The sequence below is a fragment of the Streptomyces sp. CB02058 genome (assembly GCF_001905505.1).
In the GTDB taxonomy this organism is placed as follows: Bacteria; Actinomycetota; Actinomycetes; order Streptomycetales; family Streptomycetaceae; genus Streptomyces.
On sequence record NZ_LIPG01000006.1, the window covers coordinates 404042 to 419588 of the forward strand.

Annotated in this window: 13 protein-coding genes; 10 read left to right on the forward strand and 3 right to left on the reverse strand. The window is 70.2% G+C overall.

Features of this window, described 5'->3' with window-relative positions:
• The first annotated feature begins 139 nt into the window (after positions 1-139).
• The 5 genes from yajC (at position 140) to AMK10_RS30005 (ending at position 7026) form a co-directional block, all read left to right on the forward strand.
• Complete coding sequence (gene yajC, locus AMK10_RS29985) at positions 140-616, forward strand: preprotein translocase subunit YajC (protein WP_073751678.1); 477 nt, start codon at positions 140-142, stop codon at positions 614-616.
• A gap of 147 nt (positions 617-763) precedes the next feature.
• The gene (gene secD / locus AMK10_RS29990) at positions 764-2524 is read left to right on the forward strand and encodes a protein translocase subunit SecD (RefSeq protein ID WP_073751680.1); all 1761 of its coding nucleotides are present in this window, start codon (positions 764-766) and stop codon (positions 2522-2524) included.
• Between the two features lies 1 nt (position 2525).
• A complete protein-coding gene (gene secF / locus AMK10_RS29995) occupies positions 2526-3635 on the forward strand; it encodes a protein translocase subunit SecF (protein ID WP_073751682.1) in 1110 nt (369 codons plus the stop codon).
• Positions 3632-4189 carry an adenine phosphoribosyltransferase gene (locus AMK10_RS30000; protein ID WP_073751684.1) on the forward strand — a complete coding sequence of 186 codons (558 nt, stop codon included), beginning with the start codon at positions 3632-3634 and terminating at the stop codon, positions 4187-4189. The genes secF and AMK10_RS30000 overlap by 4 nt, the downstream gene beginning before the upstream one ends.
• Before the next feature lie 170 nt (positions 4190-4359).
• Positions 4360-7026 carry a RelA/SpoT family protein gene (locus tag AMK10_RS30005; RefSeq protein WP_073751686.1) on the forward strand — a complete coding sequence of 889 codons (2667 nt, stop codon included), beginning with the start codon at positions 4360-4362 and terminating at the stop codon, positions 7024-7026.
• Between the two features lie 268 nt (positions 7027-7294).
• On the opposite strand, the gene AMK10_RS30010 is transcribed toward AMK10_RS30005, so the two are convergent.
• Both AMK10_RS30010 and AMK10_RS30015 read right to left on the reverse strand, forming a co-directional pair.
• On the reverse strand, positions 7295-8524 hold the full coding sequence (locus AMK10_RS30010; protein ID WP_073751687.1) for a DUF349 domain-containing protein: 1230 nt from the start codon (positions 8522-8524) through the stop codon (positions 7295-7297).
• Positions 8525-8712: 188 nt separating this feature from the next.
• Positions 8713-9501, reverse strand: a complete 789-nt coding sequence (locus AMK10_RS30015; protein ID WP_073751688.1) for a peptidylprolyl isomerase — start codon at positions 9499-9501, stop codon at positions 8713-8715.
• Positions 9502-9649: 148 nt separating this feature from the next.
• Here AMK10_RS30015 and AMK10_RS30020 point away from each other — a divergent pair, with 148 nt between their 5' ends.
• The 4 genes from AMK10_RS30020 to AMK10_RS30035 all read left to right on the forward strand — a co-directional run bounded on the left by AMK10_RS30020 (position 9650) and on the right by AMK10_RS30035 (position 13995).
• Positions 9650-10336 carry an MBL fold metallo-hydrolase gene (locus AMK10_RS30020; protein WP_073751689.1) on the forward strand — a complete coding sequence of 229 codons (687 nt, stop codon included), beginning with the start codon at positions 9650-9652 and terminating at the stop codon, positions 10334-10336.
• A gap of 14 nt (positions 10337-10350) precedes the next feature.
• The gene (gene hisS, locus AMK10_RS30025) at positions 10351-11613 is read left to right on the forward strand and encodes a histidine--tRNA ligase (RefSeq protein WP_073751690.1); all 1263 of its coding nucleotides are present in this window, start codon (positions 10351-10353) and stop codon (positions 11611-11613) included.
• Positions 11614-11942: 329 nt separating this feature from the next.
• Positions 11943-12578 carry a vitamin K epoxide reductase family protein gene (locus tag AMK10_RS30030; RefSeq protein WP_073751691.1) on the forward strand — a complete coding sequence of 212 codons (636 nt, stop codon included), beginning with the start codon at positions 11943-11945 and terminating at the stop codon, positions 12576-12578.
• A 43-nt stretch (positions 12579-12621) separates the two neighbouring features.
• Positions 12622-13995, forward strand: a complete 1374-nt coding sequence (locus tag AMK10_RS30035) for a replication-associated recombination protein A (RefSeq protein ID WP_073751692.1) — start codon at positions 12622-12624, stop codon at positions 13993-13995.
• Between the two features lie 39 nt (positions 13996-14034).
• Here the strand turns inward: AMK10_RS30035 and AMK10_RS30040 are convergent, their stop codons facing one another.
• Positions 14035-14736, reverse strand: a complete 702-nt coding sequence (locus tag AMK10_RS30040) for a DUF2470 domain-containing protein (RefSeq protein WP_073751693.1) — start codon at positions 14734-14736, stop codon at positions 14035-14037.
• Between the two features lie 188 nt (positions 14737-14924).
• Here AMK10_RS30040 and rpsD point away from each other — a divergent pair, with 188 nt between their 5' ends.
• On the forward strand, positions 14925-15539 hold the full coding sequence (gene rpsD, locus AMK10_RS30045; RefSeq protein WP_014157362.1) for a 30S ribosomal protein S4: 615 nt from the start codon (positions 14925-14927) through the stop codon (positions 15537-15539).
• Positions 15540-15547: the final 8 nt, after the last annotated feature.

Below are 15547 nucleotides of genomic sequence, written 5' to 3' on the forward strand. Positions count from 1 at the left end.
ACGGTGCCATGCTGGACGTTGTTCCAATGATGCGGACTCGCTTAGACTCCGCCGATGCCGCCCGTACAGGTCGGTGTACCCACCCCCGTAGACCAGGCCGCGTGAGTTCAGCGTGGTCGTGCGAAGGAAGTTCCGTCCCGTGAGTATCGTGACCCTCCTCCCCTTCATCGTGCTCATCGGGGCCATGTTCCTGATGACCCGGTCCGCCAAGAAGAAGCAGCAGGCGGCTGCGCAGATGCGCAACGAGATGCAGCCCGGCACCGGCGTCCGGACGATCGGGGGCATGTACGCCACCGTCAAGGAGGTCCAGGAGGACACGGTTCTCCTCGAGGTCGCGCCCGGCGTCCACGCCGTCTACGCCAAGAACGCCATCGGTGCCGTCCTCGAAGACGCGGAGTACAACCGCATCGTCCACGGCGACGACGAGCTGGAGACGGACGGCACCGTGGTGCCGGACGACGCCTCCTCGCTCACCGAGGGTGAGACCGCCGCGGCGGACGACGACGCGAAGATCGACCTCGGCAAGAAGGCCGAGGACGCCGCGCCGAAGGACGCCGATGCCAAGGGCTCCGAGGTCAAGGACGCCAAGGCCGACGGCGAGAGCGACGCGAAGTAGTTCCACGTTCCCCGGACGCCGGACGCCTGCGGGTGTCCGGCGTCTCGCGGGCCGTGGACCCTTCTGCGGGGTCGGGTCCCCACATCACTCAGTGGCCGCTCGGGCGCATACCCGGCGCGGGGCGGTTGGACAGGGAGAAACGAAAAGGTGGCAGCACCGAAGAAAAGCCGGGGCTCAACCGGTCAGGGCAGGCCGGGCCGCGCCCTGGCTCTGATCCTCATCGCCATGGTCGCGCTGACCGGCGGGATGTTCCTGTCCGGTCACACCACGCCCCGGCTCGGGATCGACCTGGCAGGCGGCACCTCGATCACGCTCAAGGCGAAGAGCCAGCCCGGCAAGCCTGACGCGATCAACGAGACCAACATGAACACCGCGGTCAGCATCATCGAACGCCGTGTCAATGGTCTGGGTGTCTCCGAGGCCGAGGTTCAGACGCAGGGCGCGTCGAACATCATCGTGAACATCCCCAAGGGGACGAATTCGAAGCAGGCCCGGGAGCAGGTCGGCACGACCGCCCAGCTCTACTTCCGGCCCGTGCTCACGGTCACCAACGGCGCACCGACGCCCGAAGGCTCCGCGAGCCCGTCCGCGAGCGGCTCCGGTGAGGCGAGCGCCACGCCCAGCGCGAAGGCGACCGACCCGGAAACGGCCTCCGATTCGAAGGCGACGCCCTCGGCGAGCGCCACCACCCAGGGCCGTGCCGTCACCGACGCCCTGAAGAAGGACGCCACGCCGACCCCCTCCGCCAGCGCCTCCGGTGCGGCGGAGTCCTCGGAGACCCCCGCCGCGACCGAGACGCCCGACGCCGCCACCGCGGCGCTCGAGAAGAAGTTCACGGCGCTGGACTGCACCGACACGGCCGCCCGCGCCAAGGCGGGCGACGGCGTCAAGCCCGAGGACCCCACCGTCGCGTGCAGCTCCGAGGGCGACGCCAAGTACCTCCTCGGCCCCGCCGAGGTCTCCGGTACGGACGTCGACGACGCGAAGGCCCAGTTCGATCAGCAGCGCGGCATCTGGCTCGTCTCCATGGAGTTCACCGACAAGGGCTCCAAGAAGTTCCAGACGATCACGAAGAAGCTGTCGACGCAGACGTCGCCGATGAACCAGTTCGCGATCTCCCTCGACGGCGAGGTCGTCTCCGCGCCCCAGGTGAACGAGACGCTCAGCGGCAGCGCCGAGATCTCCGGCAGCTTCACCCAGCAGTCGGCCGAGGACCTCGCGAACGTCCTGTCCTACGGTGCGCTCCCGCTGTCCTTCAGCGAGGACACCGTCACCACGGTCACCGCCGCGCTCGGCGGCGAGCAGCTGGAGGCCGGCCTCATCGCCGGCGCCATCGGCCTCGCCCTGGTCGTCATCTACCTGGTGGCCTACTACCGCGGCCTGGCCCTCATCGCGCTCCTCAGCCTGCTGGCCTCCGGCATCCTGACGTACACGATCATGGCCCTGCTCGGCCCGGCCATCGGCTTCGCGCTGAACCTCCCGGCCGTCTGCGGTGCCATCGTGGCGATCGGTATCACCGCGGACTCGTTCATCGTGTACTTCGAACGCATCCGGGACGAGATCCGGGAAGGCCGCACGCTCCGTCCGGCCGTCGAGCGCGCCTGGCCCAGGGCCCGGCGCACCATCCTGGTCTCCGACTTCGTCTCGTTCCTCGCCGCGGCCGTGCTCTTCCTCGTCACGGTCGGCAAGGTCCAGGGCTTCGCGTTCACGCTCGGCCTCACGACCCTGCTCGACGTCGTCGTGGTGTTCCTCTTCACCAAGCCCGTCATGACGCTGATGGCCCGCACGAAGTTCTTCGGCAGCGGTCACCCGTGGTCCGGTCTGGACCCGAAGCGGCTCGGCGCCAAGCCGCCGCTGCGCCGCTCGCGCCGCGTCAACGTCCGTACCGACCACCCGAAGGAGGCGTGAGATGTCGCGACTCGGCAATCTCGGCGCCCGGCTCTACCGTGGCGAGGTCGGTTACGACTTCATCGGCAAGCGCAAGATCTGGTACGGCGTCTCGATCCTGATCACCATCACGGCCATCCTCGGCCTGGCGGTCAGCGGCCTGAACATGGGCATCGAGTTCAAGGGCGGCGCGGTCTTCACGACCGACACCAAGGCCAAGGTCTCGGTCTCCCAGGCCCACGAGGACGCGGTCGCGGCCTCCGGCCACGAGGCGATCGTCCAGGAGCTCGGCAACGGCGGGCTCCGGATCCAGATCACCGAGGTCGACACCGCCAAGGCGGACGAGATCAAGGCCCAGCTCTCCGAGGACCTCGGCATCCCCGAGGCGCAGATCAACGCGGACCTCGTCGGCCCCAGCTGGGGTGAGCAGATCGCCAACAAGGCCTGGGCGGGCCTCGGCATCTTCATGGTCCTGGTGGTGGTCTACCTGGCCATCGCCTTCGAATGGCGGATGGCCGTCGCCGCGCTCATCGCGCTGATCCACGACATCACCATCACGGTCGGTGTCTACGCCCTCGTCGGCTTCGAGGTCACCCCGGGCACCGTGATCGGTCTGCTGACCATCCTCGGTTACTCCCTCTACGACACGGTCGTCGTCTTCGACAGCCTCAAGGAGGGCACGAAGGGGATCACCAAGCAGACCCGCTGGACCTACAGCGAGATCGCCAACCGCTCCATCAACGGCACGCTGGTGCGCTCCATCAACACCACCGTCGTGGCGCTGCTGCCGGTCGCCGGTCTGCTGTTCATCGGTGGCGGTGTCCTCGGCGCCGGCATGCTGAACGACATCTCGCTGTCCCTCTTCGTCGGCCTCGCCGCCGGTGCGTACTCCTCGATCTTCATCGCCACCCCGCTGGTGGCCGACCTCAAGGAGCGCGAGCCGCAGATAAAGGCACTGAAGAAGCGGATCCTCGCCAAGCGTGCCGCCGCGGCGGCCAAGGGCGAGTCCGTCGAGGACGAGCGTGACGACCGGGAGCAGGAGGGCGTCGAGGACGGCGAGCCCGCAGGCGCCGTGATCGGCCAGCGCCGCCAGCCCGGCGGACACGGCCGGACCCCGAGGAACCGCCGATGACCAGCACGGACATCGACGAGACGACCCGGGAGCTCCTGCTCAGCCGGATCCGTGACGTACCGGACTATCCGAAGCCGGGAGTGCTGTTCAAGGACATCACCCCGCTGCTCGCGGACCCGGTGGCCTTCACCGCGCTCACGGACTGGTTCGTGGAGCTGTGCGTACGCCACGGGGCCACCAAGATCGTCGGCCTGGAGGCGCGCGGCTTCATCCTGGCCGCGCCCGTCTCCGTCCGGGCCGGGATCGGCTTCGTACCGGTGCGCAAGGCCGGGAAGCTCCCCGGCGCCACCCTCGGGCAGGTCTACGAGCTGGAGTACGGCACCGCGGAGATCGAGATCCACGCCGAGGACCTGTCCGCCGACGACCGGGTCATGGTCATCGACGACGTCCTGGCCACGGGCGGCACCGCCGAGGCCTCGCTGGAGCTGATCCAGCGGGCCGGTGCCCAGGTCGCGGGGGTGGCGGTCCTCATGGAGCTCGGCTTCCTCTCGGGCCGTGCCCGGCTGGAGACGGGGCTGCGTGAGGCCCCGCTGGAGGCTCTGATCACCCTCTGAGCCGCAGCCGCGCGGTCACAGCGCGTGCAAGGTCGTAACAGGACGGGCACCCGGGAACATCCGGGTGCCCGTCCCGTGTTGTGAGGGGTTCCACACTCCCCGGGCGAGGACCCGCTCCGGGGTCGTTACCATGGGCTTTCCGGTAGCCCGGATCCGCACGAGGAGCGCTCTTGCCAGACGAGGCCCAGCCAGTCGCCGCCCCGCAGCCCGAAAAGCCCGCTGCGGGCTCCGCCACGCCCGGAAAGGCGCGGCCCGACGCGGCAGCGGCCGAGCCCGCGCCTGCCGGCGAGCACACGCAGGGCCCCGCCCAGGCTCCCCAGCCGTCCTCCGGACCGGCGAAGCCGGCCCCGCCGCCCGGCACGAAGGCGGCGCCCGGACCCTCCGCGGCGAAGCAGACACCCCCGGCGAAGCCCGCCACCGGGTCGCCCGCGCCGCAGAGCCAGGCACCGGCTCCCGCTCCCGTGACGAAGCCTCCTGCCGCCAAGCCCCCGGCCAGGCCCGCCGTCGCACCCCCGCCGGCGACGGCCCGCTCCGGCGGCTCGTCCAACCGGGTCCGGGCCCGCCTCGCCCGTCTGGGCGTGCAGCGCTCCAGCCCGTACAACCCGGTCCTCGAACCCCTCCTGCGCACGGTCCGCGGCAACGACCCCAAGATCGAGTCGGCCACGCTGCGCCAGATCGAGAAGGCCTACCAGGTCGCCGAGCGGTGGCACCGGGGCCAGAAGCGCAAGAGCGGCGACCCCTACATCACCCACCCCCTCGCCGTCACCACGATCCTGGCCGAGCTCGGCATGGACCCGGCGACGCTGATGGCCGGGCTGCTGCACGACACCGTCGAGGACACCGAGTACGGCCTCGACACCCTGCGCAAGGACTTCGGCGACCAGGTCGCGCTGCTCGTCGACGGCGTCACCAAGCTGGACAAGGTCAAGTTCGGCGAGGCCGCCCAGGCCGAGACCGTGCGCAAGATGGTCGTTGCCATGGCCAAGGACCCCCGGGTCCTGGTCATCAAGCTCGCCGACCGCCTGCACAACATGCGCACCATGCGCTATCTCAAGCGGGAGAAGCAGGAGAAGAAGGCCCGCGAGACCCTCGAGATCTACGCGCCGCTGGCCCACCGCCTCGGCATGAACACCATCAAGTGGGAGCTGGAGGACCTCGCCTTCGCGATCCTCTATCCCAAGATGTACGACGAGATCGTCCGCCTCGTCGCCGAGCGAGCGCCCAAGCGCGACGAGTACCTCGCCATAGTGACCGACGAGGTCCAGGCCGACCTGCGCGCCGCCCGGATCAAGGCCACCGTCACCGGCCGGCCGAAGCACTACTACAGCGTCTACCAGAAGATGATCGTGCGGGGCCGCGACTTCGCCGAGATCTACGACCTGGTGGGCATTCGCGTCCTCGTCGACACCGTCCGCGACTGCTACGCGGCGCTCGGCACCGTCCACGCCCGGTGGAATCCGGTGCCCGGGCGGTTCAAGGACTACATCGCGATGCCCAAGTTCAACATGTACCAGTCGCTGCACACCACGGTGATCGGTCCCAGCGGCAAGCCCGTCGAGCTCCAGATCCGTACGTTCGACATGCACCGCCGTGCCGAGTACGGCATCGCCGCGCACTGGAAGTACAAGCAGGAGGCCGTCGCGGGCGCCTCCAAGGTGCGCACGGACGTGCCCAAGAACACGGGCGGTGGCCGGGGCCAGGACACCGTCAACGACATGGCGTGGCTGCGTCAGCTCCTCGACTGGCAGAAGGAGACGGAGGACCCCAGCGAGTTCCTGGAGTCCCTGCGCTTCGACCTCTCGCGCAACGAGGTCTTCGTCTTCACGCCGAAGGGCGACGTGATAGCGCTGCCCGCCGGTGCGACGCCGGTCGACTTCGCGTACGCGGTCCACACGGAGGTCGGCCACCGGACCATAGGAGCACGGGTCAACGGACGGCTCGTGCCCCTGGAGTCGACGCTCGACAACGGCGACCTGGTGGAGGTCTTCACCTCGAAGGCGGCGGGCGCCGGGCCCTCCCGGGACTGGCTCCAGTTCGTCAAGTCGCCCCGGGCGCGCAACAAGATCCGGGCCTGGTTCTCCAAGGAGCGCCGGGACGAGGCGATCGAGCAGGGCAAGGACTCGATCGCGCGGGCCATGCGCAAGCAGAACCTGCCGATCCAGCGCATCCTGACGGGCGACTCGCTGGTCACGCTGGCGCACGAGATGCGCTACCCGGACATCTCCTCGCTGTACGCGGCGATCGGCGAGGGCCATGTCGCCGCTGCGGGCGTCGTCCAGAAGCTGGTCCAGGCCCTCGGCGGCGAGGACGCGGCCAACGAGGACCTGGCGGAGAGCTCACCGCCCTCGCACGGCCGCAGCAAGCGCCGGTCCAAGGGGGATCCGGGTGTCGTGGTCAAGGGCGTCGAGGACGTCTGGGTCAAGCTGGCCCGCTGCTGCACGCCCGTTCCCGGCGACCCGATCATCGGATTCGTGACCCGGGGCAGCGGAGTCTCCGTGCACCGCGCGGACTGCGTGAACGTCGACTCGCTCTCGCAGCAGCCCGAGCGCATCCTCGACGTCGAGTGGGCACCCACCCAGTCGTCGGTCTTCCTCGTCGCCATCCAGGTCGAGGCGCTGGACCGGTCGCGGCTGCTCTCGGACGTCACGCGTGTCCTGTCCGACCAGCACGTGAACATCCTGTCGGCGGCCGTGCAGACCTCCCGCGACCGGGTGGCCACCTCGCGCTTCACCTTCGAGATGGGCGACCCGAAGCACCTGGGACACGTCCTGAAGGCCGTACGGGGCGTGGAGGGCGTGTACGACGTCTACCGCGTCACCTCGGCCCGTCGGCCGTAGGAGGGGAGACCAGGACCGGCGGCGAAGCCGTCGAGGTGCTCGGGCCGGCCCTCCAGCAGGCCAGTCCGAGGCCGACGCCGTCGGTTCCGGCAGCCGCGGGGCCGCCTGCGCGGGGATCTCCCCGTGCCGCCCGACGGAGGACCGCCCGACGGAGGTTCCCTGCACGGTTCCGGCCGCTGTGACGCCCCCCCCTGGCTGCTGCCGCGGCACGCGTGAGGGGCCCCAGGCACGTGTCACGTACCCGAGGCCCCTCCCGAGGAGTCCCGCGTCAGCCGCCGAACTCCTCCAGGCCCTTCAGCGCCTGGTCCAGCAGCGCCTGACGGCCCTCCAGCTCACGGGAGAGCTTGTCGGCCCGGGCGTTGTTGCCCGAGGCGCGTGCCGTGTCGATCTGCGTACGCAGCTTGTCGACGGCCGCCTGGAGCTGACCGGTCAGACCCGCGGCACGCGCACGCGCCTCCGGGTTCGTCCGGCGCCACTCGGCCTCCTCGGCCTCCTGGAGCGCGCGCTCCACCGCGTGCAGCCGGCCCTCGACCTTGGGGCGGGCGTCACGCGGGACGTGGCCGATGGCCTCCCAGCGCTCGTTGACCGAACGGAACGCGGCCCTGGCCGCCTTCAGATCCGTCACCGGGACGAGCTTCTCGGCCTCGGTCGCGAGCTCCTCCTTGAGCTTGAGGTTCTCGCCCTGCTCCGCGTCCCGCTCGGCGAAGACACCGCTGCGAGCCGCGAAGAAGACGTCCTGGGCGCCGCGGAAGCGGTTCCACAGTTCGTCCTCGGCCTCGCGCTGCGCGCGCCCCGCCGCCTTCCACTCGGTCATCAGGTCGCGGTAACGGGCCGCCGTCGCACCCCAGTCGGTCGAGCCCGAGAGCGACTCGGCCTCGGCGACCAGCTTCTCCTTGGCCTTGCGGGCATCCTCGCGCTGCGCGTCCAGCGCGGCGAAGTGCGCCTTCCGGCGCTTGGAGAAGGCGGAACGGGCATGCGAGAAGCGGTGCCACAGCTCGTCGTCGGACTTGCGGTCCAGACGAGGCAGCCCCTTCCAGGTGTCGACGAGCGCCCTCAGGCGCTCACCCGCGGACCGCCACTGCTCGCTCTGCGCGAGCTCCTCCGCCTCGACGACGAGCGCCTCCTTGGCCTGACGGGCCTCGTCGGTCTGCTTCGCCTTCTGGACCTTGCGCTCCTCACGGCGGGAGTCGACCGTCGCGACGAGGGTGTCCAGCCGCTTGCCGAGCGCCGCGAGGTCACCGACGGCGTGGTGCTCGTCGACCTGCTGACGCAGGTGCTCGATCGCCGCCGTGGCGTCCTTCGCCGAGAGGTCGGTGGTCTTCACCCGCCGCTCGAGGAGACCGATCTCGACCACCAGGCCCTCGTACTTGCGCTCGAAATAGGCCAGGGCCTCCTCGGGGGAACCGGCCTGCCACGATCCGACGACCTGCTCGCCCTCGGCTGTACGCACGTACACGGTGCCCGTCTCATCGACACGGCCCCACGGGTCGCTGCTCACAGCGCCTCCTCCACCTGATGCATCGAGGGGGTTGGCCCCCCGTGCATCGTCCACAGTTTCCTGGGGCGGGCAGCGCCCGCCCTCCACAACGCCAATCTAGGCGACCGGCCACCCGGCTGTCCGCACTCAGCGCGGCTGAAATTCTCCGGTCCGCCCCGGGGACGGACGCCGGGTGGCCACGTCGGGGGTCAGGCCTTCTCGACGGTCCCCTTCTCGACGGTGACGGTCTTCTTCGGAGCACCGTCACCCGCACCGTCCACGACACCCGCCTCGGCGATCTTCTTGACGGCCTTCAGACCGGCCGCGTCCATGGTGCCGAACGGCGTGTAGCTGGGCGGCAGTTTGGTGTCCTTGTAGACCAGGAAGAACTGGCTGCCACCGGTGCCCGGCTGGCCGGTGTTCGCCATCGCGACGGTGCCCGCCGGATAGGTCACCGCCCCGTCGTCGCCCGCCTTGCCCAGCGCCGTCAGGTTCTCGTCGGGGATCGTGTAGCCGGGACCGCCCGTGCCGTCGCCCTTCGGGTCACCGCACTGCAGGACGAAGATGCCCTCCGTGGTCAGGCGGTGGCACTTCGTGCCGTCGAAGTACTTCTTGTCCGCCAGGGCCTTGAAGGAGTTCGTGGTGTGCGGGGTCTTGGCCGCGTCCATCCCGATCCCGATGTCACCCTGGCTCGTCTCGAGCGCCAGCGTGTACTTCGCCTTCTTGTCGATCGTCATCTCGGGCTCGGGCTCACTGCTCTCGCTCGCCGAGGGAGACTCCGAGGGGCTCGCGCTCGCGGCCGCGTCCGCGGAGTTCTTCGTGTCGTCGCCGTCGCTGAGGACGTACGCGCCCACGCCGATGACCGCCACCACGGCCACCGCCGAAGCGATGATCGCCGTGAGGCGCCTGGTCCTGCGGCGGGCCTCCTCCCGGCGCTGCTGCTGCCGCTCGAACTTCTCCCGGGCGAGCTGCCGCCGCCGCTGATCGCTGCTGACCACCGGATGGTCTCCTTGTACGTCGTGTGATCGGGCCTGGATTGCCCCGTACGGTATATGGGTTAGCTGTGGAATGAGGAGCGCCGGTAGGCTCTGATCTGCCGCCTTCCCCTCCGCGGCCCTCCTCGTCGGACGAACACTAAGGACGATCGTGCTCATTGCCGGGTTCCCCGCCGGGGCCTGGGGGACCAACTGCTACCTGGTCGCCCCCGCCGCAGGCGAGGAGTGCGTGATCATCGACCCCGGCCACCAGGCCGCCCAGGGCGTCGAGGAAGCACTGAAGAAGCATCGGCTCAAGCCCGTCGCCGTCGTGCTCACCCACGGCCACATCGACCACGTCGCCTCGGTCGTCCCCGTCTGCGGCGCCCATGACGTCCCCGCCTGGATCCACCCCGAGGACCGCTACATGATGAGCGACCCGGAGAAGGCCCTCGGCCGCTCCATCGGGATGCCGCTCATGGGCGAGCTGACCGTGGGCGAGCCCGACGACGTCAAGGAGCTGGCCGACGGTGCCCGGCTGAAGCTGGCGGGCATGGAGTTCGGCGTCGCGCACGCGCCCGGCCATACCAAGGGGTCGGTGACGTTCAGGATGCCCGAGGCCGCGGATGTCCCGCAGGTCCTCTTCTCGGGCGACCTGCTCTTCGCCGGCTCCGTCGGACGCACCGACCTGCCCGGCGGCGACCACGCCGAGCTGCTCGAGTCGCTGGCCCGTGTGTGCCTGCCGCTCGACGACTCGACCGTGGTGCTGTCCGGCCACGGCCCCCAGACGACCATCGGCCGCGAGCGCGCCTCCAATCCGTATCTGCACGGCCTGGACGCGCCCCGCCGAGGAATGTGACGAGAGAAAGAACCGTGAGCACCTTCCAGGCCCCCAAGGGCACGTACGACCTGATCCCGCCGGACTCCGCGACGTACCTCGCGGTGCGCGAGGCGCTCGCCGAGCCCCTCAAGAACTCGGGCTACGGCTACATCGAGACGCCCGGCTTCGAGGACGTCGCCCTGTTCGCACGCGGAGTCGGCGAGTCCACCGACATCGTCTCCAAGGAGATGTACGCCTTCGAGACCAAGGGCGGCGACAAGCTCGCGCTGCGCCCCGAAGGCACGGCGTCCGTACTTCGCGCGGCGCTGGAGGCCAACCTGCACAAGGCGGGCAACCTCCCCGTCAAGCTCTGGTACTCCGGCTCGTACTACCGCTACGAGCGCCCGCAGAAGGGCCGTTACCGCCACTTCTCGCAGGTCGGTGCCGAGGCCATCGGCACCGAGGACCCCGCGCTCGACGCCGAGCTGATCATCCTCGCCGACCAGGCGTACCGCGCGCTCGGGCTCACGCAGTTCCGCATCCTGCTGAACTCGCTCGGCGACAAGCAGTGCCGCCCCGTCTACCGCGAGGCGCTCCAGACGTTCCTGCGCGACCTCGATCTCGACGAGGAGACCCGTCGCCGCATCGAGATCAACCCGCTCCGGGTGCTCGACGACAAGCGGCCCGACGTCCAGAAGCAGCTGACCGGCGCCCCGATGCTCCGTGACTTCCTCTGCGACGCCTGCAAGGCGTACCACGAGGAGGTCCGCGATCTGCTGACGGCTGCGGGCGTGGTGTACGAGGACGACGAGAAACTGGTCCGCGGCCTCGACTACTACACGCGCACCACCTTCGAGTTCGTCCACGACGGCCTGGGCTCCCAGTCCGCCGTGGGCGGCGGCGGCCGGTACGACGGCCTGTCCGAGATGATCGGCGGCCCGGCCCTGCCGTCCGTCGGATGGGCCCTCGGCGTCGACCGCACGGTGCTGGCACTGGAGGCCGAAGGCGTCGAGCTGGAGATCCCCTCCACCACCAGCGTGTACGCCGTCCCGCTCGGCGAGGAGGCCCGGCGGGTGCTCTTCGGCCTGGTCACCGAGCTGCGGAAGGCGGGGGTCGCCACGGACTTCGCGTTCGGCGGCCGTGGGCTGAAGGGCGCGATGAAGAGCGCGAACCGTTCCGGCGCACGCTTCACGATCGTGGCCGGTGAGCGTGATCTCGCCGACGGCGCCGTCCAGCTCAAGGACATGGAGTCCGGCGACCAGGAACCGGTCGCGCTGGACGCGCTCGTGGCCACGGTCCGGGCCAAGCTGGCCTGATCCGCTCCCTGCTCCACCCCTGTGCCCGCCCGGTCCGACCGGGCGGGCACAGTGCGTCCCGGCCCGAGCGGGCGGGCGCAGGGCGCCCCGGACCCGTCGGCCGTCAATGACAGGGGCGGGGATTCACCCTCCGGCCCGATTTCGGGTACGGGACCGCCGTCGCGCGCCGGGGAAGCGGCGCCCCGCCCGCGCCGTGGGGACCGCGCGTCCGGGCGTGCCCGGGCGGGCCCTCCCCGCGCACACCTTTATGCCGATCGAACGGATGGCCACGACGGCTGTGCGGCACAATGACCGGTGCCCGGCTGGCTACTCAGTGATGGAACGGCGATATGACGATGGCAGCGGTAGATCATCCCTCCTCCGAACAGGACGAGGACAACGGAGCCAGGACCTTCGGCGGCAGCCGTGCGCTCGCACTGCTGCTGGTGATCACCGGCGCCGCCGGACTGCTCGCCGCCTGGGTGATCACGATCGACAAGTTCAAGCTGCTGGAGGACCCGAGCTTCACGCCGGGATGCAGCCTGAACCCGGTGGTCGCGTGCGGCAACATCATGAAGAGCGAGCAGGCCTCCGCCTTCGGCTTCCCCAACCCGATGCTCGGCATCGCCACGTACTCCGTGGTCATCGGCATCGGCATGGCGCTCCTCGCGGGTGCCCGCTTCCGCGCCTGGTACTGGCTGGGCCTCAACGCGGGCACGCTGTTCGGCGTCGGCTTCTGCACCTGGCTCCAGTACCAGTCGCTGTACAACATCAACTCGCTCTGCCTCTGGTGCTGCCTGGCCTGGGTCGCCACGATCTTCATGTTCTGCTACGTCACCACGCACAACATCAAGCACGGCATCCTGCCCGCGCCCGCCTGGCTGCGGAACGCCCTCAGCGAGTTCCACTGGGTGCCGCCGGTGCTCTGGATCGGGATCATCGGCATGCTGATCCTGACCCGCTGGTGGGACTTCTGGACCAGCTGACGCGGCAGGCGGGTCTGTCGGTGGGGTGACATAGGCTTCACGCGTGGAGCCCGACCTCTTTACCGCAGCAGCCGAAGACCGCCAGGAGAAGGACCCGTCCAGCAGCCCTCTGGCTGTCCGGATGCGCCCCCGCACGCTGGACGAGGTCGTCGGCCAGCAGCATCTGCTCAAGCCGGGCTCGCCGCTGCGCCGCCTCGTGGGCGAGGGCAGCGGAGGCCCGGCGGGCCCCTCGTCGGTGATCCTCTGGGGTCCGCCCGGCACGGGGAAGACGACCCTGGCGTACGTGGTCAGCAAGGCCACCAACAAGCGCTTCGTCGAGCTCTCCGCGATCACCGCGGGCGTCAAGGAGGTCCGGGCCGTCATCGAGGGCGCGCGCCGCGCCACCGGCGGCTTCGGCAAGGAGACCGTCCTCTTCCTCGACGAGATCCACCGCTTCTCCAAGGCCCAGCAGGACTCCCTGCTCCCCGCCGTCGAGAACCGCTGGGTCACGCTGATCGCGGCCACCACGGAGAATCCGTACTTCTCGATCATCTCCCCGCTGCTGTCCCGCTCGCTGCTCCTCACCCTGGAGCCGCTCACCGACGAGGACCTGCGCGCGCTGCTGCGGCGGGCCCTGACCGACGAGCGGGGTCTGGGCGGTGCCGTCACCCTGCCCGAGGACGCCGAGGCGCATCTGCTGCGGATCGCCGGCGGCGACGCCCGGCGCGCGCTGACCGCCCTGGAGGCCGCTGCCGGAGCCGCCCTCACCACGCACGAGCGGGAGATCACGCTCACGACGCTCGAGGAGACCGTCGACCGCGCCGCCGTGAAGTACGACCGTGACGGCGATCAGCACTACGACGTCGCGAGCGCCCTGATCAAGTCGATCCGCGGATCCGACGTGGACGCCGCCCTGCACTATCTGGCCCGGATGATCGAGGCGGGGGAGGACCCGCGCTTCATCGCCAGGCGGCTCATGATCTCCGCCAGCGAGGACATCGGCCTCGCCGACCCGACGGCGCTGCCCACCGCGGTGGCGGCCGCCCAGGCCGTGGCCATGATCGGCTTCCCGGAGGCGGCGCTCACCCTCAGCCACGCCACGATCGCGCTGGCGCTCGCCCCCAAGTCCAACGCGGCGACGCTCGCCATCTCCGCGGCGCAGGAGGACGTGCGCAGGGGCCTCGCGGGCCCCGTCCCCGCCCATCTGCGCGACGGCCACTACAAGGGCGCCGCCAAGCTGGGCCATGCCCAGGGCTATGTCTACCCGCACGACGTCCCCGGCGGTATCGCCGCCCAGGAGTACGCCCCGGACGCCGTCCGCGGCAGGCGCTACTACGAACCCACGCGGTACGGCGCGGAGGCGCGCTACGCGGACGTGGCGGACCGGGTCCGCGAGCGGCTCGGCCGCGTCGGTCCGGACGGTCCCGCGTCCTCGTGACGGCCGCGGACCGGGTGTGCGCCGCCTGACGGCCGCGGCTCAGCAGGCCGCCGCCTCGAAGAGCGTGTGCATCGCGCGGCGCAGCTCCGCGATGTCGCGTACGGGATCGGGGAACTCGAAGCGGGCGTCGAAGCAGGCCCCGCCGCCCTCGACGAACCGCACCCGCAGGCCGAAGCGGTCGAGTGCGACGGGCACGGCCCGCGGCCGGTTCTCCGGGCAGTCGCACTCCGCCCGCTCGCCGAGCAGCGCGGACAGCGTCGCCATCTGCTCGCCGTGGGCGGCGTGCAGATGCTGGAGCAGCTCGGCCTCGTGGTCCACCATCGGATCGGGGACGGCGTCCCTGAAGTCCTCGGGCTCGACCTCCTCGTATCCCCACAGGTCGTCGATCGACGCGTCCCCGAACTCCAGCCGGAGCATCATCCGGCCGGGCTGCGCCAGCCCCGGCACGGAGGTGAGCCAGCCGGCGACGCGGGCCCGGCCGCGGATCCGGTGCGGGACGGAGACCGGTGCGACGTCGGTGATCTCCAGCACGGCGGTCAGCTCGTCGCCCTGGGCGTGCGTCGCGGCCCGTACGAGCGGCGAATCCGCGGGGAATCCGAGGAAGAGGTCCCCCTCGGGACCGACGCTCCTGGAGTCGGGCATCAGCTGGTCCGGGTGGACCACCGACAGCCCCGGTACGAGCAGCACCGCGGAGCAGGTACTCTGTACGAGAGTTCGTGTGCGCTCGGCTGCTGACGGCATCCGAGTGTTTTCAAGCCCGCTGGGACGCGGCTGACCACGATCAGATCGGCCTTCCGTCGTAGCAGCACCTTCTGGTGTGCTGCCGCTGTCTGTGCTGTCCGTGACGTGTGTGGTGTTCCCAGGGCGAGACATGCGATCTCCTTGAGTAAGGTAAGCCTAACCTAACCTACAACGGAGGTCTGGAGAACGTGCCTAACCAGTCGCGTCCCAAGGTCAAGAAGTCGCGTGCCCTCGGCATCGCCCTGACGCCGAAGGCTGTCAAGTACTTCGAAGCCCGCCCCTACCCGCCGGGCGAGCACGGCCGTGGCCGCAAGCAGAACTCGGACTACAAGGTCCGTCTGCTCGAGAAGCAGCGTCTGCGTGCGCAGTACGACATCAGCGAGCGCCAGATGGCGCGTGCCTACGACCGCGCCCGTAAGGCCGAGGGCAAGACGGGCGAGGCGCTGGTCGTCGAGCTCGAGCGCCGCCTCGACGCCCTGGTCCTGCGTTCGGGCATCGCCCGCACCATCTACCAGGCCCGCCAGATGGTCGTCCACGGCCACATCGAGGTCAACGGTGGCAAGGTCGACAAGCCGTCCTTCCGCGTGCGCCCCGACGACGTCGTGCAGGTCCGCGAGCGCAGCCGCTCCAAGGTCCCCTTCCAGGTGGCCCGCGAGGGTGGTTACGACACGGACGGCGAGACCCCGCGCTACCTCCAGGTGAACCTGAAGGCCCTGGCCTTCCGCCTGGACCGTGACCCGAACCGCAAGGAAATCCCGGTCATCTGCGACGAGCAGCTCGTCGTCGAGTACTACGCCCGCTGACGCAGGCG

Coding starts and splice junctions, on each gene's coding strand:
- AMK10_RS30040 (WP_073751693.1), bottom strand. CDS start 14,736: ATGCCGTCAGCAGCCGAGCGCACACGAACTCTCGTACAGAGTACCTGC.
- AMK10_RS30030 (WP_073751691.1), top strand. CDS start 11,943: ATGACGATGGCAGCGGTAGATCATCCCTCCTCCGAACAGGACGAGGAC.
- AMK10_RS30000 (WP_073751684.1), top strand. CDS start 3,632: ATGACCAGCACGGACATCGACGAGACGACCCGGGAGCTCCTGCTCAGC.
- secF (WP_073751682.1), top strand. CDS start 2,526: ATGTCGCGACTCGGCAATCTCGGCGCCCGGCTCTACCGTGGCGAGGTC.